The sequence below is a fragment of the Phaeobacter sp. CECT 5382 genome, assembly GCF_001457775.1.
In the GTDB taxonomy this organism is placed as follows: Bacteria; Pseudomonadota; Alphaproteobacteria; order Rhodobacterales; family Rhodobacteraceae; genus Pseudophaeobacter.
Map to the genome: position 1 here is coordinate 158,246 of NZ_CYSG01000001.1, position 20,201 is coordinate 178,446.

The 20,201-nt window shown below is 59.4% G+C and carries 19 protein-coding genes; 12 read left to right on the top strand and 7 right to left on the bottom strand.

Annotated features, from left to right (window positions below):
- The first annotated feature begins 113 nt into the window (after nt 1-113).
- Nucleotides 114-1,244, top strand: coding sequence for an aromatic ring-hydroxylating oxygenase subunit alpha (locus PH5382_RS00735; protein ID WP_082645526.1), 1,131 nt, complete (start codon nt 114-116; stop codon nt 1,242-1,244).
- Nucleotides 1,245-1,278: 34 nt separating this feature from the next.
- Here the strand turns inward: PH5382_RS00735 and PH5382_RS00740 are convergent, their stop codons facing one another.
- The 3 genes from PH5382_RS00740 to PH5382_RS00750 all read right to left on the bottom strand — a co-directional run bounded on the left by PH5382_RS00740 (nt 1,279) and on the right by PH5382_RS00750 (nt 3,634).
- Nucleotides 1,279-2,598 carry an MATE family efflux transporter gene (locus PH5382_RS00740; protein WP_058332429.1) on the bottom strand — a complete coding sequence of 440 codons (1,320 nt, stop codon included), beginning with the start codon at nt 2,596-2,598 and terminating at the stop codon, nt 1,279-1,281.
- A gap of 98 nt (nt 2,599-2,696) precedes the next feature.
- Nucleotides 2,697-3,215: a PaaI family thioesterase gene (locus PH5382_RS00745; RefSeq protein WP_058332430.1), complete on the bottom strand. Its 519-nt coding sequence runs from the start codon at nt 3,213-3,215 to the stop codon at nt 2,697-2,699.
- Complete coding sequence (locus tag PH5382_RS00750) at nt 3,212-3,634, bottom strand: PaaI family thioesterase (protein ID WP_058332431.1); 423 nt, start codon at nt 3,632-3,634, stop codon at nt 3,212-3,214. Before PH5382_RS00750 ends, PH5382_RS00745 begins: the two co-directional genes overlap by 4 nt.
- A gap of 128 nt (nt 3,635-3,762) precedes the next feature.
- Between PH5382_RS00750 and PH5382_RS00755 the strand changes: the two genes are divergently transcribed.
- The 9 genes from PH5382_RS00755 to PH5382_RS00795 all read left to right on the top strand — a co-directional run bounded on the left by PH5382_RS00755 (nt 3,763) and on the right by PH5382_RS00795 (nt 12,896).
- Complete coding sequence (locus PH5382_RS00755) at nt 3,763-4,131, top strand: MerR family transcriptional regulator (protein WP_058332432.1); 369 nt, start codon at nt 3,763-3,765, stop codon at nt 4,129-4,131.
- Between the two features lie 423 nt (nt 4,132-4,554).
- Entirely contained in the window at nt 4,555-4,965 is a 411-nt protein-coding gene (locus PH5382_RS00760) for a MerR family transcriptional regulator (protein WP_058332433.1), read from the top strand.
- A gap of 77 nt (nt 4,966-5,042) precedes the next feature.
- Nucleotides 5,043-6,824: an acyl-CoA dehydrogenase C-terminal domain-containing protein gene (locus PH5382_RS00765; protein WP_058332434.1), complete on the top strand. Its 1,782-nt coding sequence runs from the start codon at nt 5,043-5,045 to the stop codon at nt 6,822-6,824.
- Nucleotides 6,825-6,917: 93 nt separating this feature from the next.
- Entirely contained in the window at nt 6,918-7,130 is a 213-nt protein-coding gene (locus PH5382_RS00770) for a hypothetical protein (RefSeq protein WP_058332435.1), read from the top strand.
- A 45-nt stretch (nt 7,131-7,175) separates the two neighbouring features.
- Complete coding sequence (locus PH5382_RS00775) at nt 7,176-8,327, top strand: acyl-CoA dehydrogenase family protein (RefSeq protein ID WP_058332436.1); 1,152 nt, start codon at nt 7,176-7,178, stop codon at nt 8,325-8,327.
- Between the two features lie 28 nt (nt 8,328-8,355).
- Nucleotides 8,356-8,988, top strand: a complete 633-nt coding sequence (locus tag PH5382_RS00780) for a glutathione S-transferase family protein (RefSeq protein ID WP_058332437.1) — start codon at nt 8,356-8,358, stop codon at nt 8,986-8,988.
- A 10-nt stretch (nt 8,989-8,998) separates the two neighbouring features.
- Nucleotides 8,999-10,210: an acetyl-CoA C-acetyltransferase gene (locus tag PH5382_RS00785; protein ID WP_058332438.1), complete on the top strand. Its 1,212-nt coding sequence runs from the start codon at nt 8,999-9,001 to the stop codon at nt 10,208-10,210.
- Nucleotides 10,210-10,695 carry a cupin domain-containing protein gene (locus tag PH5382_RS00790; RefSeq protein WP_058332439.1) on the top strand — a complete coding sequence of 162 codons (486 nt, stop codon included), beginning with the start codon at nt 10,210-10,212 and terminating at the stop codon, nt 10,693-10,695. The genes PH5382_RS00785 and PH5382_RS00790 overlap by 1 nt, the downstream gene beginning before the upstream one ends.
- Nucleotides 10,692-12,896 carry a 3-hydroxyacyl-CoA dehydrogenase NAD-binding domain-containing protein gene (locus tag PH5382_RS00795; protein ID WP_058332440.1) on the top strand — a complete coding sequence of 735 codons (2,205 nt, stop codon included), beginning with the start codon at nt 10,692-10,694 and terminating at the stop codon, nt 12,894-12,896. The genes PH5382_RS00790 and PH5382_RS00795 overlap by 4 nt, the downstream gene beginning before the upstream one ends.
- Nucleotides 12,897-13,156: 260 nt before the next feature.
- Here PH5382_RS00795 and PH5382_RS00800 read toward each other — a convergent pair whose 3' ends face one another.
- The 3 genes from PH5382_RS00800 to PH5382_RS00810 form a co-directional block, all read right to left on the bottom strand.
- A complete protein-coding gene (locus PH5382_RS00800; protein WP_058332441.1) occupies nt 13,157-13,819 on the bottom strand; it encodes a Hint domain-containing protein in 663 nt (220 codons plus the stop codon).
- A gap of 97 nt (nt 13,820-13,916) precedes the next feature.
- Nucleotides 13,917-14,606, bottom strand: coding sequence for a sulfotransferase family 2 domain-containing protein (locus PH5382_RS00805; protein ID WP_058332442.1), 690 nt, complete (start codon nt 14,604-14,606; stop codon nt 13,917-13,919).
- A 56-nt stretch (nt 14,607-14,662) separates the two neighbouring features.
- The gene (locus tag PH5382_RS00810) at nt 14,663-15,595 is read right to left on the bottom strand and encodes a DMT family transporter (protein ID WP_058332656.1); all 933 of its coding nucleotides are present in this window, start codon (nt 15,593-15,595) and stop codon (nt 14,663-14,665) included.
- 90 nt (nt 15,596-15,685) lie between these two features.
- Between PH5382_RS00810 and PH5382_RS00815 the strand changes: the two genes are divergently transcribed.
- Complete coding sequence (locus PH5382_RS00815; RefSeq protein WP_058332443.1) at nt 15,686-17,314, top strand: AMP-binding protein; 1,629 nt, start codon at nt 15,686-15,688, stop codon at nt 17,312-17,314.
- A gap of 156 nt (nt 17,315-17,470) precedes the next feature.
- Entirely contained in the window at nt 17,471-18,481 is a 1,011-nt protein-coding gene (locus PH5382_RS00820) for a hypothetical protein (protein WP_058332444.1), read from the top strand.
- Between the two features lie 168 nt (nt 18,482-18,649).
- Here the strand turns inward: PH5382_RS00820 and PH5382_RS00825 are convergent, their stop codons facing one another.
- On the bottom strand, nt 18,650-20,134 hold the full coding sequence (locus tag PH5382_RS00825) for an SPOR domain-containing protein (protein WP_058332445.1): 1,485 nt from the start codon (nt 20,132-20,134) through the stop codon (nt 18,650-18,652).
- Nucleotides 20,135-20,201: the final 67 nt, after the last annotated feature.

The window sequence follows — 20,201 nt, forward strand, 5'->3', positions numbered from 1 at the left end:
CTTGCGCAGCCTCCGGGCGGCGCAAAACCAAGCCGCATGTCTTTGCGAAGCCAGAGCCATGCCCAAAAGTGACGACAACAAGGCCAAAAGTGACGACAACAAGGGAGGACGCCATGCGCGATTTGAGGACAACATTGCAGGAACTGGCGGCCTTGCCGGCCGACCGGCCCATGGGCATGCCGGGGGCATTTTATACTTCGCAGCAGCAGTTCGAATGGGAGAAAGCCACGGTGTTGCGCCAGGGTTGGCACTGTCTGGGACGCGCTGATGAAATCCCTGAGCCAGGTGATTTTTTCACCGTTCAATTGCTGGATGAGCCACTAATCGTGGTGCGTGGCGATGACGATCAGATCCGCATTCTTGCCAATGTCTGCCGCCATCGCGGCATGCCGCTGGCCGAAGGGCGCGGCAACGTAAAACGTTTCATCTGCTCCTATCATGCCTGGATGTATGGCCGCGACGGGGCTTTGTTGCGGGCGGCGCGGATGGAAAACGCCGGCTTTGACGCCAAAGCCTGCCGCCTGCATGGGCATAACATGCAGATATGGCAGGGTTTCATCTACTGCAGCCTTGACGCCGACGCCGCCCCCTTTGGCAGCGAGAGCGATCCCTTGGACAGCCTTCTGGCCCCCTATGAGACCGAAAGTTTCAGGGTCGTCCATACCGCCGAGGAAAACTGGCACACCAACTGGAAATGTCTCGTCGAGAATTTCATGGAAGGCTATCATCTGTCGGTGGTCCATCCGCAGACCCTGCATGGCTACACCCCGACGGGCCTGGCGAAGAAATCCGTGTCGGGGCCTGGCTATACCTCCTATTGTGCCAACTACCCCGATGGGATTGAATCCCGTGGTCTGGGTGCTCCGGGGCTCACATCTGACGAACGCCAACGGTCTTCGCTGTTTGCGCGGTTCCCGACCCAGGTGGCCAGCCAGGCCGCCAGCCTTTTGGTGTCGATCTCGATCTTTCCACTGGCAGCCGATCTGATCCGGGTGAAATGGACCATGTCCACCTATGGCGATGATCTGGACGCAGAAACCATTCAGGCGCGCGTCAAGCTCTGGGAAGAGGTCAATCGCGAGGACCGTGAAAAGCTGGAGCGCATGCAGCTGGCGCTGAAATCACAACATGCCCAGACCGGGCCGCTGGCTGGTGAAGACTATGAGGGCACCATTCGCGACTTTCAGATCTGGCTGGCGCAGCAGGATGCGTCGTTCGAACCAGCAGCGCAGGCTGCCGAATAGAGAAACACCAAATAAAAACACTGCGCGGGCGGGGTCAGGCCCCGACCGTCGCCTCCAGTCTTGGATAGCGCAGCCCCAGCGTGACCGCGCGGGCAAGATTGAGCAGCATCAAAGCAGCCCAGAGACCATGGTTGCCCAGACTTGGCACCAGAACCAGCAGCGCCAGAACATACAGCGCAACCGACTGCAGCATCGCCACCCGCATATCCCGCGTCCAGGTGGCGCCTATGTAGATGCCATCGTACATATAGCTTGCTACGGATATCAGCGGCAGCAGCGCCGCCCAGCCCAGATAGCTGCGCCCCTCGGCGCGCACGTCGGGTGCTGTGGCCATCAAATCGATCAGAAACGGCCCACCCAGGGCAAAAACCGCCCCGAGCAAGATAGCCGCCGCGATCCCCCATTGCGCAGAGATCCAGGCGGCACGGCGCAGGTTCTGCCGCTGACCAGCGCCCAGAGCCGCCCCCACCAGCGCTTCGGCGGAAAAGGCAAAGCCATCCAGCGCAAAGGCGGTGATCTCGACAAATTGCAATAACACCTGATTGGCCGCCAGCGTCACATCGCCAAAGTCTGCACCGATAAACATAAAGGTGGTGAAGGATCCTGTCAGCAACACCGAGCGCACCATGATATCACCATTCACCGCCGCCATACGCCGGATCCGCTCGGGGTCAAACACCCGTGGCCAGTCGCGCCACTGATTGCCGGCAAAGGCCTCGCGACACAGCCAAAGCCCCAGCGCAAGGCCGGACCATTCGGCGATGAGGGTGGCCAGCGCCACGCCCTCAACGCCCCAGTCCAGCCCCAGTACGAAACACAGATCCAACCCGATGTTGAGGCTGTTCATCCAGATTTGCAGCACAAAGACCGCACGGGTCTTTTCCACTGCAATCAGCCAGCCGGTCACCGCATAAAGCGCAATCGTCGCAGGCGCCCCCCAGATTCGAATTTGCATGTAGTCGCGGGCCAAAGTCTCGACCTCGGCACTGGCAGGGGCGATCGCAAAAGCGCCCCAGAACAACCCGGACTGCAGCAGAATAAAACCCATGCCGGCCGCGGCAGCCAGCAACAGGCCGCGCATCAGCAAGGCGCCCGTTTCCGCCCAGTCTCCGGCACCACGCGCCTGCGCCACCAATCCGGTGGTGCCCATGCGCAAAAAACCAAAGATGAAATAGAGCGTCGCCAGGATCACCGCGCCGATGCCAACCGCCCCGATCGGAGCCGCCTGCCCCATCTGGCCGACTACACCGGTATCCACCGCACCCAGGATCGGCACGGTGGCATTGGACAGCACGATCGGCACAGCGATCTTGAGCACCCGTGCATGGGTGATCTCCGCCTGCATCTGGGCCATCTGCACTCTTCTTTCTGCTCTTTCTACGTGTTGGCAAGCTTTCGCCCAGCGGAATATGAAACCGACAGGGCGAAAGCAGGCAGCCCCCTAAGAGGCCCCTACTTTTTTTCTACCTTGTCCTGCGGCATCACAAAATGGCCGGAGCCCTGGGCAAACAGTTTGTCCTTGTGATCCTGCCAGGCCTCGACGTGGACCGAGGCATAGCGGCGCCCGGCGCGACTGATGGTGGCACGGGCATAGGCGTCGCGCGGCAGGCCCGAGCGCAGGTAATCCACGGTGAAATCAATGGTCTTGGGCTGGCGCGGCAGATTGCCTTTGGCCATTTCATCGGGGTCCAGCGCGCCGCTTTCGATGCGCTCCCAAAGATGTGACCAGTTCAGCGTTACCATGGCGGTGATCTCAAGGAACGCCGCCGTCACCCCGCCGTGAATGGCGGGCAGAAACGGATTGCCAATGTGTTTGTCATTGAAGTTCAGCTGCGCGGTCAACTCATCTCCACGCCGGTCAAAACTGACATCGAGAAACCGGATGTAGGGCACGGATTCGAGCAGCGCATTCAGTGCTGCGTCGCGGCGCTGCTTGACCACTTGAATAGGTTCAGGACGGGGACGGCTCAAAATCCTTGCTCCACGGTAAAGGCGCCGGCTGCAGTGGCGACGGGGCGGTCGGTATCGTCATCCATCGCAACCGCGCGCACAAAGGCGACGCTGCGGGTAATGTGATGACAGGTGGCTTTGGTAGTGATGGTCTGGCCGGGAGTGGACGCGCGCATGTAGTCGATGCGCAGATCGATGGTTGCGGTGCCGCCGGGGGCCGATGGGTGACTCATCACCGCAGCCCCGCAACAGGTATCCATCAAGGCAGAAACCGCCCCGCCATGGATCACGCCCGTCTTGGGATCGCCGATCAACTTTTCATCATAAGGCATTGAAATACGGGCCATTCCATCGCCGATATCCTGCAACACCAGGCCAAGTTCCTTGGCGTGGGGGATGGCTTCGATGAATTGCCGTGCGAGCTTGGTTTTATCTGCCATATAGCTGTTTCCTGTCTTGGCTTGCGCTCATTAGTGGCCCCCCCTGAAACAAAGAGCAAGCCTGCAGCACCGAGGGTGGTTGCACAGCTGCATGCGAATGCATAGGTTGCGCGCGAGGGAGATGATGGATGACCGAAGCAAGATTGTCATTCAAGGAAATGTGCGCGGCGTTTGACGTTACGCCGCGAACCTTGCGTTATTATGAGTATATCGAATTGCTGCAGCCAGACCGCGAAGGGCGGTCTCGGTTTTACGGTGCGCGCGAGCGGGCACGGATGAAACTGATTCTGCGCGGGCGCAGGTTCGGCTTTCAGCTGGAAGAAATCCGGCAGTGGCTTTTGATCTACGAAAATGAGGGCAACCAGGCCCAGATGCAGGCCTTTATCGAAATGGCCGACCGTCAGATGGGAGAGCTGCACAAGCAGCGCGAACAGCTGGACGAAGCACTGGACGAGCTGAGCAGCCTGCGCGCAACGACACATAGCCTTTTGAAATAGACAGCTTGGTCCTGACCTGAATTGGCGGACCAGGAACACGCACCAAGATACTGGCCCAGTCTGATGTCTCAGGCTGGGCCAGATCAATTTCGACATGTCATTCCTCCAGACTATTTACCGTCCCAGTTTCCAGTCCTAGAGCCCCCGCGCTTGCGAATTCTTGCCTTCGGATTCTCGCCGAATTCCCTTCCGGATTGCTGCCCATACGACCGGCTGGCGACTGGTTGGCGACTGGCTGGCAGGCAAAAACGTTGCGCCACACTCAACCGACGCCGCGTCAAAATTGCTGGCAGCTACGTCAAGCTCGCAAGTGACGCAGCGTACAGCTTACGTCAACGTCAAGATACTGTTGTAAATCCGAACAGACCGGCTCAGCTTGTAAAGGCGACCTGCCACAGACTGAGGCCGAAAAGAGTGACGACGATGACTGACAAGACCGAAGACACCAAATCGATCCGCGAAATGTGTGACTCCTATGGGGTAACACCCCGCACCCTGCGGTTTTACGAAGCCAAGGAACTGCTGTTTCCCATTCGGGACGGCCAAAAGCGCCTGTTCACCAAACGTGACGGCGCCCGGCTAAAGCTGATCCTGCGCGGCAAACGCTTTGGCTTCAGCCTCGAAGAGATCCGCCAATTGCTGGATCTTTACCATATTGGCGACCAGCAGATCACCCAGCTGTCGCGCACCTATGAGATTGCCTGTGACCGCCTGGCGGACATGGTGCGCCAGCGTGATGAGCTGAACGAGGCCATCGACGAGCTGAAAGAACAATTGAAATGGGGCGAAAAAGTCATCGCCTCGATGAAATCCGATCAGGAGGCCGCCGAATAACGGCCCCTACCGACCCATGCCGCTGCCCGAATGGGCAGCCCCAAGTTTATAACAGTTAGCCACCAACGAGGACCGCGATGCCCGTCTATACAGCTCCCACCAAAGACACCCAGTTCATCCTGCATGACGTTCTGAAAGTCTCCGAGGCCAGCACCCCCGGCTATGATGAGCTGGAGCGCGACTTTACTGGCGCCATCCTGGAAGAAGCCGGCAAGATCAGCGCCGAAGTCCTGCATCCGCTGAATGTCGTCGGCGATCAGGAGGGCTGCCGCCTGGAAAACGGCGTGGTCTACACCCCCACCGGTTTTAAGGCCGCGTTTGAGCAGGTCAAGGACGGCGGCTGGACCGGGCTGGATATGCCGGAACAATATGGCGGCCAGAACATGCCCTATGTGCTTGGCACCGCCGTGGGCGAGATGTTCTCTTCGGCGAACCAGGCTTTTGTGATGTATCAGGGCCTGACCCATGGGGCGGCCTCAGCCATTCTGGCGCATGGTACTGACGCGCAAAAAGACACCTATCTGCCCAAGATGGTATCTTGCGAATGGACCGGTACCATGAACCTGACCGAGCCGCATTGCGGCACCGATCTGGGCCTGATGCGCACCAAGGCAGAACCGCAGGACGACGGCAGCTACAAGGTTTCCGGCCAGAAGATCTTTATCTCGGCGGGTGATCACGACATGTCCGACAATGTGATCCATCTGGTGCTGGCCAAAATCCCCGGCGGCCCTGATGGCATCAAAGGTGTCAGCCTGTTCATCGTGCCGAAGTTCATCGTCAACGACGATGGTTCAGTCGGAGAGCGCAACGGTGTCACCGTTGGCAATATCGAAAAGAAAATGGGCATCCACGGCAATTCGACCTGCGTGATGAACTACGACGAGGCAACTGGCTATCTGCTGGGCACCGAACACAAAGGCATGCGCGCCATGTTCACCATGATGAACGAGGCCCGTCTGGGTGTCGGCATGCAGGGTGTGTCCCAGGCCGAAGCCGCCTATCAGAACGCCGTTGAATACGCCAAGGACCGTCTGCAGGGTCGTGATGTCACCGGCGTCAAGAACCCCGATGGCCCGGCTGATCCGCTGATCGTGCACCCCGACATCCGCCGCTCGCTGATGGACCAGAAAAGCTTTGTCGAAGGCGGTCGTGCCTTCTTGCTCTGGGGCGCGCAGATGATTGACCAAGCGCACCGTGACGGCAACAAGGACGCCGACGGCTTGGTGTCGCTGCTAACGCCCGTGATCAAGGGCTTTTTGACCGACGAAGGCTACGACATGACTGTGAAGGCACAGCAAGTCTTTGGTGGCCACGGCTATATCGAAGAACATGGCATGAGCCAGTACACTCGCGACGCCCGTATCGCGCAGATCTATGAAGGCGCCAATGGCGTGCAGGCGCTGGATCTGGTTGGCCGCAAGCTGGCCGTGGATGGCGGCAAGCACCTGATGGCCTTCTTTGAACTGGTCAAAAACTTTTGCAAGGACAACGCCGAGCTGAACGAAGGCTTTGCCAAGGACTTCATCGCGCCGCTGAAAGCCGCATCGAAGGATCTGCAGGCTGCATCGATGTATTTCATGCAAAACGGCATGAAGAATCCCAACAATGCCCTGTCCGGCTCCAACGACTTCATGCATTTGTTTGGCCACGTCTGCCTTGGCCTGGTCTGGGCGCAGATGGCAAAAGCCGCTACGGAATCGCTTGACGCGGGCACCTCTGACGCGGCGTTCTATGAGACAAAAATCGCCACCGGCCGGTACTATATGGCACGCAGGCTGCCCGCCACCAAACTGCACCTGGCCCGGATCGAAACCGGTGCTGATACGGTGATGGCTTTGGACGCGGCAAGCTTCTGATCCATATGGAAAACCTCGGGGCCTCCCCTGCCTAAACCAGGGGGAGCCTCAACCGGTCCGGGGGCTGTGACACAAGACCAAAAGGAGCCCCCAATGCCAAAACGTTTCCGCCTTACCCGCCGCTTTCCCGTCGCCATGACGGAAGACGGCTATCGTAGGCTCAAACGCTTTGCATCCGAGGCCGGACTGGATGAAGGCGAAGCGCTGTCATTCCTGTTCGAACATTTCGACAGCGTGACGGACAAGGAAAACCTGGGCCACCGGCTGCGACTGTTCAACAGCGCGCTGGAGAGCCGCAAAAAATAAGGGCCCGGCGCGACATCGCGCATAGGACGGGCCAAAGGGAGAAAAATGACGAGCGAAACCCGTTCCGCCTGGATGACCGACGAACACCAGATGTTGGCCGACATGACCGCCCAGTTCATCACCAATGAATGGATGCCGAAATACGAAAGCTGGCGCAAGCAGGGCATGATGGATCGCGAGACCTGGAACCAGGCTGGCGAGCTTGGCCTGCTGTGCCCCTCGATCCCCGAAGAATACGGCGGCGTTGGTGGCGATTTCGGCCACGAGGCCGCCATCCTGATCGAAGGCAGCCGCGCTAACCTGGCCAGCTGGGGCCATGGGATTCATTCCGGAATTGTTGCCCATTACATCCTGCAATATGGCACCGAAGAGCAGAAAAAACGCTGGCTGCCCAAGATGATCAGCGGTGAGCTCGTGGGGGCTTTGGCGATGACCGAGCCCTCGACAGGATCAGACGTGCAACGGATCAAGACCAAGGCACTGCGCGACGGCAATGCCTACCGTTTGTCTGGGCAAAAAACCTTTATTACCAATGGTCAGCACGCCAACCTCATTCTGGTGGCGGCCAAAACCGACCCCAGCCTCGGCTCCAAGGGTGTGTCACTGGTGGCCGTGGAAACCGACGGTGCCGAAGGATTTTCGCGCGGCCGCAACCTCGACAAAATCGGTCTGCACGCGGCGGACACATCAGAGCTGTTCTTCGACAATGTCGAAGTGCCGCCAGAAAACATTCTTGGTCAGGAAGAGGGCAAGGGCTTTTATCAGATGATGCAGCAGCTGCCGCAGGAACGTCTGATCATCGCCTGTGGTGCCGTTGGCGCCATGGAAGGCGCAGTCGCCCGGACCATTGAATACTGCAAAGAGCGCGAAGCCTTTGGCGGGCCACTCACCCAGTTCCAGAACACCCGGTTCAAACTGGTGGAATGCCTGACCAAAACCAAAGTGGCTCGCGCCTTTCTGGACGAATGCATGGTCGAGCACCTGCAAGGCAAGCTGACCGTGGAAAAAGCGGCCATGGCCAAATATTGGACCACGGATGCCCAAGGTGAAGTGCTGGACGAATGTCTGCAAATGCACGGCGGCTATGGCTTCATGCAGGAATATGCGGTCGCGGAAATGTGGACTGACGCGCGGGTTCAGCGCATCTACGGTGGCACCAATGAGATCATGAAAGAGTTGATCTCACGCTCACTGTAAACGCCTATCCGGCGAGGGAGAGAAGAAGATGACCATCAAACTGCATTGCTTTGGCGAAAGCGGCAACGCCTACAAGGCGGCCTTGGCGCTGGAGCTTTCCGGCCTGGATTGGGAGCCGGTCTTTGTCGATTTCTTTGCCGGAGCGGGCCGCGCGCCGGAGTTTCGCGAGATGAACGTCATGGGCGAAGCCCCAGTGCTCGAAGACGGCGACATCCGGCTGTCGCAATCCGGCGTTATCCAGCAGTATATCACCGACAAATCGGGCAAATTCGGTGGCGCGCCTGAGGACAAATACGAGGTGCTACGCTGGGTACTGTGGGACAACCACAAACTCTCCAGCCAGGCCGGCATGACTCGGTTCCTGATGAATTTCCTGCCCGAGGACAAGCGCCCCGAACAGGTTATCGGCTTTATGCAGGGGCGGCTCAAGGCGGCCTATGCCACGCTGAACGCCCATCTTGAGGGTCGCGACTGGATTGTCGGCACCGGGATCACCAATGCCGATCTCTCTTGCTGCGGCTATCTCTATTACCCCGAACCTTTTGGCTTTGACCGCAAGGACTACCCAAATATCGACGCCTGGCTGACGCGCATCAGCGAAACACCCGGCTGGAAACACCCCTATGATCTTATGCCCGGCAATCCGTCGGACCGCGCTTGAGGAGACACTCATGACCGAAGCTTATATCTACGACGCCATTCGCACCCCGCGTGGCAAAGGCCGCAAGGATGGCGCGCTGCACGAGGTGACCTCTGTGCGGCTCTCCGCCCTGACACTGAACGCGCTGAAAGAGCGCAACAACCTCGAAGGTCACGCCGTTGAGGATGTGATCTGGGGCAACGTGACCCAGGTCATGGAACAGGGTGGCTGTCTGGCGCGCTCTGCTGTGCTGGCCTCGGATCTGGACGAAACCATTCCCGGCCTTGCGATCAACCGGTTCTGCGCTTCCGGCATGGAAGCTGTGAACCTTGCGGCCAACCAGGTAAAGGGTGGCGCAGGCCAAGCCTATATCGCTGGCGGTGTTGAGATGATGGGCCGCGTTGCTATGGGCTCTGATGGGGCGGCTATCGCAGTAGATCCTTCGCTGGCGATGGACACCTATTTTGTGCCACAGGGCATCTCGGCCGATATCATTGCCACCGAATACGGTTTCACCCGCGAGCAGGCAGATGCCCTGGCGGTTGAAAGCCAGCGTCGCGCCAAGGCCGCCTGGGACGACAATCGGTTTGCCAAATCGGTGATCACCGTACGCGACCAGAACGGCATCGCCATTCTGGATCGCGATGAATACATGCGCCCCGGCACAGACATGCAGTCGCTTGGTGGCCTGAATGCCTCGTTCCAGATGATGGGCGAGCAGATGCCTGGTTTCGACAAGGTCGCAATGCTGAAGTACCCGCATCTGGAGCGGATCAACCACATCCACCACGCCGGCAACTCTTCGGGTATCGTGGATGGTGCGGCTGCCGTGCTGATTGGCAACAAGGAATTTGGTGAGCAATATGGCCTGAAGCCCCGCGCGCGCATCAAGGCCACCGCCAAGATCGGCACCGATCCCACCATCATGCTGACCGGCCCGGTGCCTGTGACCCAGAAGATCCTCGCCGACAATGGTATGGTGATTTCCGATCTGGATCTCTTTGAGGTTAACGAGGCTTTTGCAAGCGTTGTCATGCGCTTCCAGCAGGCCTTTGATGTGGACCCAGCAGTGATCAACCCCAATGGCGGCTCTATCGCCATGGGCCACCCGCTGGGCGCCACAGGGGCCATGATCATCGGCACCCTGCTGGATGAGCTGGAGCGTCAGGACAAAGAGATGGGTCTGGCCACGCTCTGCATCGCCTCCGGCATGGGTGCCGCGACAATCATCGAGCGGGTCTGATGCCCAAGCTGGATCTGGCACAAATCCCCTTTCAGGGCGGCTCCAGCTACCCTGGAAAGCTGGCCGAGGCGACCGCAGGTCGTTTCGTGCAGCGCATTGGGGATGCCAGCGGTTTGACCCAATCTGGCGTCAATATCGTGCGGCTTGAACCCGGTGGGCTGTCGTCATTGCGCCACTACCACATGCAGCAGGATGAATTCCTGATGATGGTAAGTGGTGCCTGCACCCTGATCGACGATCAGGGGGAGCATGCGATGCTGCCGGGCGACTGCGCCGCCTTTCCAGCCGGTGAGGCCAATGGCCATCACCTGAAGAACACAACCGACGCGCCTGCCACATTCCTGGTGGTGGGCACGCGGACCCCGACTGAAACCGCTTTCTACAGCGATATGGATATGATGGTTGAGATGGGGCCTGAAGGCTCTTCTTTCACCCGTAAAGACGGCAGCCCACTGACGGCTGACCAGATCGGAGACGAAACATGACTGAGTTTACGCTTTCCAAGGACGCAGATGGCGTCGGCATCATCACCTGGGATGTGCCCGGAAAAACCATGAACGTGATGTCCTTTGACGGGCTCTCGCAACTGGAGGCCTGCATTGATCAGGCGCTGGCTGATGACGAGATCAAAGGCGTGGTGATCACCTCTGGCAAAGAGGGCACATTTGCCGGCGGCATGGATCTGAACCTGCTGGCCGTGATGAAGGAAGAGGCCGGCGATGAGCCTGCGCGGGGCCTGTTTGAAGGCACCATGAAAATGCATGCCCTGCTGCGCAAGATCGAACTTGCTGGCATGGATCTGAAAACCAAAAAAGGCGGCAAGCCAATCGCCGCCGCCCTGCCCGGCACCGCCGCCGGCATCGGCATGGAGCTGCCCCTGGCAACCCATCGCATCTTTGCCGCTGAAAACCCCAAGGCCAAATATGGCCTGCCTGAAATCATGGTTGGCATTTTCCCCGGTGCCGGTGGCACCACCCGCATGGTGCGCAAAGTCGGCGCAATTGCTGCCGCGCCTTTGTTGCTGGAAGGCAAGATGCTGGACGTGAAAAAGGCCAAGGGTGCGGGCTATGTTGACGAGATCGCCGCCGATCCCGTTGCCGCCGCCAAAGAGTGGGTGCTGAATGCCTCTGGTGCTGATCTGGTGAAACCCTGGGATGCAAAGGGCTACAAGATGCCCGGTGGCGCGCCCTATCACCCTGCTGGCTTCATGAACTTCGTTGGTGCCTCTGCCATGGTGCATGGCAAGACCCAAGGCGCCTTCCCGGCCGCCAAGGCGCTGCTCTCTGCGGTCTATGAAGGCGCGCTGGTTGATTTTGACACCGCACTGAAGATTGAAGCGCGTTGGTTCACTTCCGTGCTGATGAACCCCTCGTCCGGTGCCATGATCCGCTCGCTGTTCATCAACAAGGAAGCGCTGGAAAAAGGCGCGGTGCGTCCCAAAGATATCCCCGATCAGCGCGTGCAGAAACTCGGGGTGCTGGGTGCAGGCATGATGGGCGCGGGCATTGCGCTGGTCTCAGCGCAGGCCGGTATGGAGGTCGTCCTGATCGACCGCGATCAAGCCGCCGCCGACAAGGGCAAGGCCTATACCGAAAGCTACCTCGACAAGGGGATGAAGCGCGGCAAGGTCACCGCAGAGAAGAAAGAGGCGATGCTGGCGCGCATCACCGCCACCCCTGATCTTGACGCGCTGAAAGGCTGCGATCTGATCATTGAGGCGGTATTCGAGGATCCTGCCGTGAAGGCCGAGATGACCAAAAAGGTTGAGGCGATCATCCCAGAGGATTGCATCTTTGCCTCCAACACATCGACCCTGCCGATCTCTGATCTGGCAAAGGCATCCGTGCGCCCAGAGCAGTTCATCGGCATCCACTTCTTCTCTCCGGTGGAGAAAATGTTCCTGGTGGAGATCATCAAGGGCAAGGAAACCGGCCCTCGTGCCGTCGCCAAGGCGCTGGACTATGTGCGCCAGATCAAGAAGACGCCCATCGTCGTCAATGACGCGCGTTTCTTCTATGCCAACCGCTGCATCATCCCTTACGTGAATGAAGGCGCGCGGATGATAACCGAAGGTGTGTCGCCGGTGTTGATCGACAATGCCGCGCGTCAGCTTGGCTTCCCTGTTGGCCCCATTCAGCTGACCGATGAGACCTCGATCGATCTGGGCGCCAAGATTGCCCGCGCGACCAAGGCCGCCATGGGCAATGAATACCCCGAAAGCCCAGCGGATGACATGATCTTCTGGATGGAAGATCTCGGCCGTTTGGGGCGCAAATCCAACGCCGGCTTCTTTGACTATGACGACAAGGGCAAGCGCACCGGCTACTGGAAAGGCATGCAGGACAAATACCCGCTGCTGGAGGATCAGCCTGACCTCATTGAGGTGCAGGAACGTCTGATGTTTGCCCAGGTGCTGGAAGCGGTCCGGGCGCTGGAAGAAGGCGTGCTGGAAGACATCCGCGAAGGCGATGTGGGCGCGGTTCTGGCCTGGGGCTTTGCGCCATGGTCCGGCGGCCCACTGTCCTGGCTCGACATCATCGGAACACCCTATGCAGCCGAACGGTGTGATCAGCTGACCGAGGCTTATGGTGAGCGTTTTGCCTGCCCCGACCTGTTGCGCGACATGGCGGCAAAGGGTCAGACCTTCTACGGGCGCTTCAACCCGGACGCGGCCTCTGCCGCCTAAGGCGACCCAAAGCGATCAGACATTCGTCTGACACATTCAAAAACACGTCTCGGCCGCCCCTGATGGGAGCGGCCGATTTCTTTGTACCGTCCAGTTTGTGCCTTCCAGTTTGTGCCTTCCAGTTTGTGCCGTCCAGAACGACCCACACAGAAAAACACCGCCCTGAAACCATCCGAAGATGGCCCTAAGACGGCGTTTTACTGCTCGATTATTCTGAATTTGGACGCCAGCAGACTGAAGCCTTGCCTGACCCTCAGGTTTTACAGCTGAAAGGCACCCGGCGTCATGGCTGCCATGCCCTGCCCTGTCATCAGGGTTTCCGACATTGTCATCGCCGTGATCAGCTCGCTGGCTTCCTCAAGAGGCAGGACCCGGTACAGGTCTTCGCGCAGCTCAATGCCGATGGTGAATAGATCGCGTGGCGCCGGGCAAAACCCCAAAAGCCCCGCCTCAAGGTAGACCACCTCATCCTGTTCAAAACGCGGTGTCACCAGCTCCAGCGGTGCACTGGGATGCAGGCGGCAAATGCCACGGTAGCCATCCAGCGTTGAGGCCGGCACCACGGCAAAGGGGTCACCCTGGTGGTCCTCAATCAGATCGCTTTCCATAAGCACGCCCTGATCCGGCATCAGCCACATCGGCACACGGTTGTTCAAAGCGTCGCGCGGGATATGCATCGGACAGCGGCTGGGGTCGATTTCACCTGCATCAAGCCGGACACTTTCGCGCACCATCTCGACCACGGTCTGCATACCATGATCAAAGGTGAGGACCTTATCGCCCGCACACAGCGCTTCGACCGGGCGCCAGCCCAGGTTGGAGGCCACGTGGGTGCCGCTCAGAAATCCGCCCTGGCCCACCGCAACCGGTGGAATGGTAAGGTCGAATCCCTGGCTCATCCGTTTTTGAAACCAATCCAGCATCTCAACTCCTTCCCGTCCCGCGCAGGGCTAACCCCTTGCAATGGCGCTGCTTCCCATGTCTGCGCCGGTCCAAATGAAGGTGGATCCTGTGATCCGTTCAGTCTGACGAGCGGCGCTGTTGACTCAAGGCTAGGTCGAAATCGTTAAAAGAATATTCAAATTGCGCGATTTCTTCGGCGCAGGCCGCAGCAATCGCTGCTTCTGTTGCGCCATCATAGTAGCCACGCCAGTCGGCCAGCCGACCGGATGCATTGGCACGCGGCAATGTCAGATCAAATCCCAGGTGTTTAAACAGCGGGCGTGCATCGCTGTGAAACTGCTCAATACGAATATAGGCCTGGCATTGTTCCTGCCCGTCGGCGTGACGCATATAACTAGAGGCCGCATTGGCCTCAAAGCTGCGCAATATCTCTGGTGTCAGGATAAAGTCACGAAAGCTCTGTGTCTTGGCCAGTGTCACGGCAGCATGGTCAAAGCTTTGACTGCGCAGCCAGTGATAATAGCTAACGGCCCGGTCCCAAGGGTTGCGCACTAAGGTAAAGGTAAACAGGCGGCGCAGCTCTTCGTCGGGAACAAGCCCCGCGATATCGGCCAGTGTCGCATGTTTCCATAGCCGCCCGGCCACTTGTGCGCCTTGCAGTTTGCGCCGCCGCTTGCGGGCCTTGGGCGTGTCGCCCAGCATCATATCATCAGCCATGGCGCGCGCCTCCAGCGCCAACGCCAGCGACGTGCCCCCGGTTTTTGGGATATGGATGAACAGAAATTTGCGGCCGCGCGACAGGATCATCCGCGCAGGTTAAGCCGCTGTTGCGCGAAAGGAAACGCCCACTGCCTGCTTTAGTGTCAGGCCCCTTTGGACGAGCGCAGCGCCAGCGTTGATCCCGCCAGTACAATCAGCCCGATGCCAAAGATCTGACCAAAGTTGAGAACCTGCCCATAGGCCAGCCAGGCAATTGCCGGGCCAACCAGCAGCACCGAATATTCAAACACCGCCACAAAAGACGCCTCGCCCAGCTGATAGGCCTTGGTGATCAGGAATACGCCGCCAACGGCAGCAAAGCCCTGCAACAGGATCAGATGCGACATCTCCCAGACCGGCCAGACCCAGCCACGAGTGACAAAACCCTCGGCCCCTTCGGCCACCGGCAGTGGCCATAGCTCGATCCCAGCAAGAAACAGCCCCCCAATCATCCCCTGCGCCAGCAGATAGACAAACAGCATCGACACCGTGCTTTCGTCCTTGCATATGGTGCCGGTCACGATCGATCCCAGCGCATAAAAGAACCCACCTGCGACGGGCAGCAGGATCATCCAGTCAAAGGCGGAAAAATCCGGCTGCAACACAAACATCACCCCGACAAAGCCGCCGATAACTGCGGCGATGCGCACCAAACCGATCCGCAGCCGCATGAACAGTACGGAAACCACAACGATGATGATCGGCGAGGTAAACAGCCCGGCCAGCGCCTGGGCAATCGGCATCAAGGCGACAGCGGAGAAATAAAACACCATTGAGGTCGCCACCAACATGGCACGCAACACAACAGCGCCAACCCGATGCGGCAACAGCGTTCCAAATCCCATTTGCGACATTGCCCAGAGGATCGGCAGGGCCACCAGCGTGCGCAGCAGATAGAACTGCCCCAACCCGATGGTTTCGGCCATCAAGGGCACGGCATTGTCGGTGACGCCAATAATCGCCATGGCCGCCAGCATCGCCTGCGCTGCCGCAGTTTGATTACCCGCATGGGAGGGAAGAGATACAACTTGTTTCATATCCCTTTCAATGCCCGCAACTTTGATCATTATCTGTCCTCAAACCGACATACCAAAGAATCACGTGAAAGACTTAGGGGAGGAAAGCTGATGGGATGGATGGCTGATGAGGCGGGACTGGAGAAAACCGCCGCGAATTATGTGCCGCTGACACCGCTTTCGCATCTACGCCGGGCCGCACATGTTTTTGGCGACGTACCGGCCGTCATCTATGGCACGCATCGCAAGACCTATGCCGCCTATTATGACCGATGCACCCGGCTGGCCTCGGCGTTGGCAGGGATGGGAGTGAAGCCCGGTGATGTGGTCGCCACGCTGATCCCCAACCTCCCGGCCCAGGCCGAAGCGCATTTTGGTGTGCCTGCCTGCGGGGCTGTGCTCAACACCATCAACACCCGGCTGGATGTGGATACCGTCGCCTATATCTTTGACCATGGCGGCGCCAAGGTAGTTCTGGTTGATACCGAATTCCTTGACCTGGCCGAAGCCGCCGCCGCGCGCATGGAGGGCAAGCCACCGCTGCTGATCGAAGTGCCTGACCCGCAGGCCGGGTTTGTCGCCACCGGACGTCACCCCGCCTATGAAGACGTGCTGGACACTGCCGAACATGATTTCGACTGGATCATGCCTCAGGACGAATGGGAAAGCCTGGCGCTGAACTATACTTCCGGCACCACCGGCCGCCCCAAGGGCGTGGTCTATCACCATCGCGGCGCTTATCTTATGACCATGGGCACAGTGATCTCTTGGCGGATGGTCATGAACCCTGTGTACCTGGCAATTGTGCCGCTGTTTCACTGCAATGGCTGGAACCACACCTGGATGATGCCGGTGCTGGGCGGCACGCTGGTCTGCTGCCGCAACATCACGCCCGAGGCGATCTACAATGCCATTGCCGATCATGGCGTGACCCATTTCGGTGGTGCGCCGATTGTGCTGAACCTGCTGGTCAACGCCAAAGAAGAAGAGCGCCGCGCCTTTGACCACACCGTCGAGGTCTTTACCGCCGGTGCGCCACCTGCCCCCGCCACCTTGCAAAAGATCGAAACGCTCGGCTTCCATGTCACCCAGGTCTATGGCCTGACCGAGACCTATGGCCATGTCACCGAATGCCTGTGGAAGGGCGACAAATGGGACGGGCTGGACCATCAGGGCCGCGCCGCCATCAAGGCGCGTCAGGGCGTAGCCTTCCCGATGATGGACCATATTACCGTGCTCGACGACGATATGAACCAGATCGCCAAAAATGGCTCTGATCAGGGCGAAATCGTCATGCGCGGCAACTCGGTCATGAAGGGATATCTGAAGAACCCCGAAGCCACCGCCGAGGCCTTTGCCGGCGGCTATTTCCATTCCGGCGACATCGCGGTTCAGCACCCAGATGGCTATATCCAGATCGCCGACCGCGCCAAGGATATCATTATCTCCGGCGGCGAAAACATCTCCTCGGTCGAAGTCGAAAGCGTGTTGATGGGCCATCCGGCCGTGAACCTGGCCGCCGTGGTGGCCAAGCCCGACGACAAATGGGGAGAGGTGCCCTGCGCCTTTGTCGAGCTGAAAGAGGATGCCGAGGTCACTGAGGCCGCGCTGATCGCCTTTGCCCGCGAAACCCTGGCTGGCTTCAAAGCGCCAAAGAAGGTGGTGTTTCAGGAATTACCCAAAACCTCGACCGGGAAAATCCAGAAGTTTGAGCTGCGCACGGCCGCCAAAGCGCTGTGAAAGCAACAAATGCGTCTCCACCTGCGGGTATGGGGGCAAAAATCACAACGCAGAGCGGCATTTGGCAGGCAAAGCCATTTGCCGCCTGCCCAGCCCGCATGCTAGGATCAGGCCACCGATACCCGGCAATGACAACTGGCAAAACAGGCAGGCAGAATGACCGCTCTCAGGGAATTTGAACGACTGGAGGCCGCAGGCCTGTGGCGTGCAAGCCCCGAAGCACAACGCCGCGATGTGATCATCTCAGTAGGTGACGCCACCCTGACTATCACCGATATGCAGGACCGCCCGCTGGCGCATTGGTCGCTGGCGGCTGTTGAGCGCGCCAATCCCGGCGTCTTTCCGGCACTGTTTCACCCCGATGGCGACCCCGGAGAAACGCTGGAAATCCCCCAGGATGAAACGACCATGCTGGAGGCAATCGAGCGCGTGCGACACGCCATCGACCGGACCCGTGCCCACCCCGGTCGCCTGCGGCTATTCAGCATTCTTGGCACATTGGCTTTTGTCGGGTTGATCATTGTCTTTTGGCTGCCCAGCCTGATGCAGGCCCACGCCGTCAATGTCGTGCCAGAGATCAAAACCAAAGCCATTGGGCAGGCGCTTTTGGGGCGGATCGAACGGGTCTCGGGCCAGGCCTGCGCCACGCCTGAGGCCACGCCAATTCTGGCCAAACTGGCAGCCCGCACCGGGGTCCGCCAGCTGGTCATCATGCGTGCGGGTGTGGCCAGCAGCCTGCATCTGCCCGGCGGCATTGTTCTGCTCAACCGCAGCCTGGTCGAAGATTTCGAAGATCCTGCCGTCGCCGCCGGGGCAATTCTGGCAGAACGGGCCCGTGCTACCCAGCATGAACCTCTGGCTGAACTGCTGGCCGCTGGTGGGGCCATGGCCTCTTTCAGGTTGCTGACCACCGGCGAGCTGCAGCGTGAGACCCTTGATGCCTATTCGGAATCGGTTTTGGCATACCCACGCCCGGCCCTGGCTGATGATCTATTGCTGGCAGAATTTGCCCGCGCAGCCATTCCCTCTACACCCTATGCCTATGCCTTGGATGTAACCGGAGAGACCACTTTGGGTCTGATCGAGGCGGACCCGATGGCCGGACGCGCACTTGAACCAGTTCTCAATGATCGCGACTGGGTTCAGCTGCAAAATATTTGCGGCTAAAACTCAGACCTACCAACTCATTAGCTGCCCAGGTTCCGTAGCCGAAATACGCGCCTGCCTGAGCTCGCTGGGCGAAGGGGTTCAGGTCAGAGATCCTCTGACCGAGATCCTCTGACCGAGATCCTCTGACCGGGGACCCGCCAGAGCTGTTCCAACTAACCGCGCAGACTATTTGCTGATGCGCGCGCCGCTGTGGCCAGCTGCACGCAGCTGCTGCAAGGCGGTTTTGGCGCTTTGCAGATCCGGGAAAGGTCCTGCAAGAACAACCTTGTAAGGAACTCCTTGCCGCGAAACTTCGCCAAGTCGCACTGGCAGGCCTTGTGCTGCCAAAGCACGGGCTGCCTTTTGCGCCTGCGCCGCATCAACATAGGTCGCTGCGCGCACATAGCGCCGCGTCACCTCCTGAGCTGCAGGCTGTTTTGCATCCTGCAAGCTGCTTCCCGGCTCAGAGCGGCTGGACAGACGCAGTGCCAAACTGTTGCGGCTGACATCGCCTTCAAAACGGTCGCGCCCCGTGTTTGTCAAAACCACAGTCTGGCGATCCTGCGGTAGTGGAACCAGTTTGCGCGGCACACCTTCTTGCCAGATTGCCGCCATTTGGGCTTCGCCATTATCGGTGCGGATTCCCCGCAACGGGTTCATCCGATTGTCATGCCGGTTCACGGCGACAAATCCCGCTGGCACTTCGAGCCCATTTTCCACGATCCTGGGCTGCAGGTCCCGTTCAGCGCGCCGCAGGTTCAACCGGTCATCCTCCCAGGCGACGCGGTAGCCCGGCGGCGGGGTCAGGCCCTGACTGTGGCGGCGATCTTCATAGACATGTGTCGGCAAAACACGGGTATTGGGGGCCAGCACCTGCGAGGGACGCCGACCTGTGCTGCGGTAAGAACCACTGCCATAGGTCACGGGGGATTGCGCCTGTGGGCCACAGCGCAGACCGGCCCTGTTCGAATACTGTCGGCTGATCGCCGAAATCCCGGCGCAGGCACCCTGGGTATTTCCCTGCGAGGTGGCCGCCGCCTGCCTGTATGCAGGTTGGAGCGCAACCGGCCGGACGGTGACAGGTTGGCCAGCAACCGGCTGGCCCGCAGCTGGCCGACGCGGCGCCGGTTTTGTTTGTGCTGTTGTGGCCCTCCGAGCAGAGCGCTGCGGTTTGGTTGTGGTCACCACCACAGGCGCGGATCTTGTCGGCTTTGGCACTGGCTGGGAAACAACTGGAACCGGTTTTCTGGACGCACCGCCAGAGGCCGAGGCAACATCAGAGCCCTGATTGCCGACCTGGCTGCTGGTCTGGCTGCTGGTCTGGCGTCCTGTCTGCTCCGGTGGAGCCAGCGTGATCTGTTCCGGTGCTTCTGAAGTCGCATTCCGCGCCGGGCGGGCCGTGGTGCCTGCGACCTGCGTCGGCTTGTAGCCGCAAATCTGTTTGCGGCTGCGCGTGACGCGCGGCACCCAGTTCACATTGCCGTCGATACCCGCACGAATATAGATGCAACCGCGACTGTCGACATATTGCTTGCCCTGAAAAGAGGCAGGCGGATATTCCGCCGGGGGGCCAGCGGATCGCAGGGTCTGCGCCTGCAACCCGGATTGCCCTGCTGCAAGACTGGCGGAGGCAGCGATAATGGCAAGCGCGACAATTCTTGTGATTTTCATACCCAACCCCACAACATCTGGGGAAAGAATGCCTCAAAACCCAGATGTAGTAAAGTCGGGTTTGGCA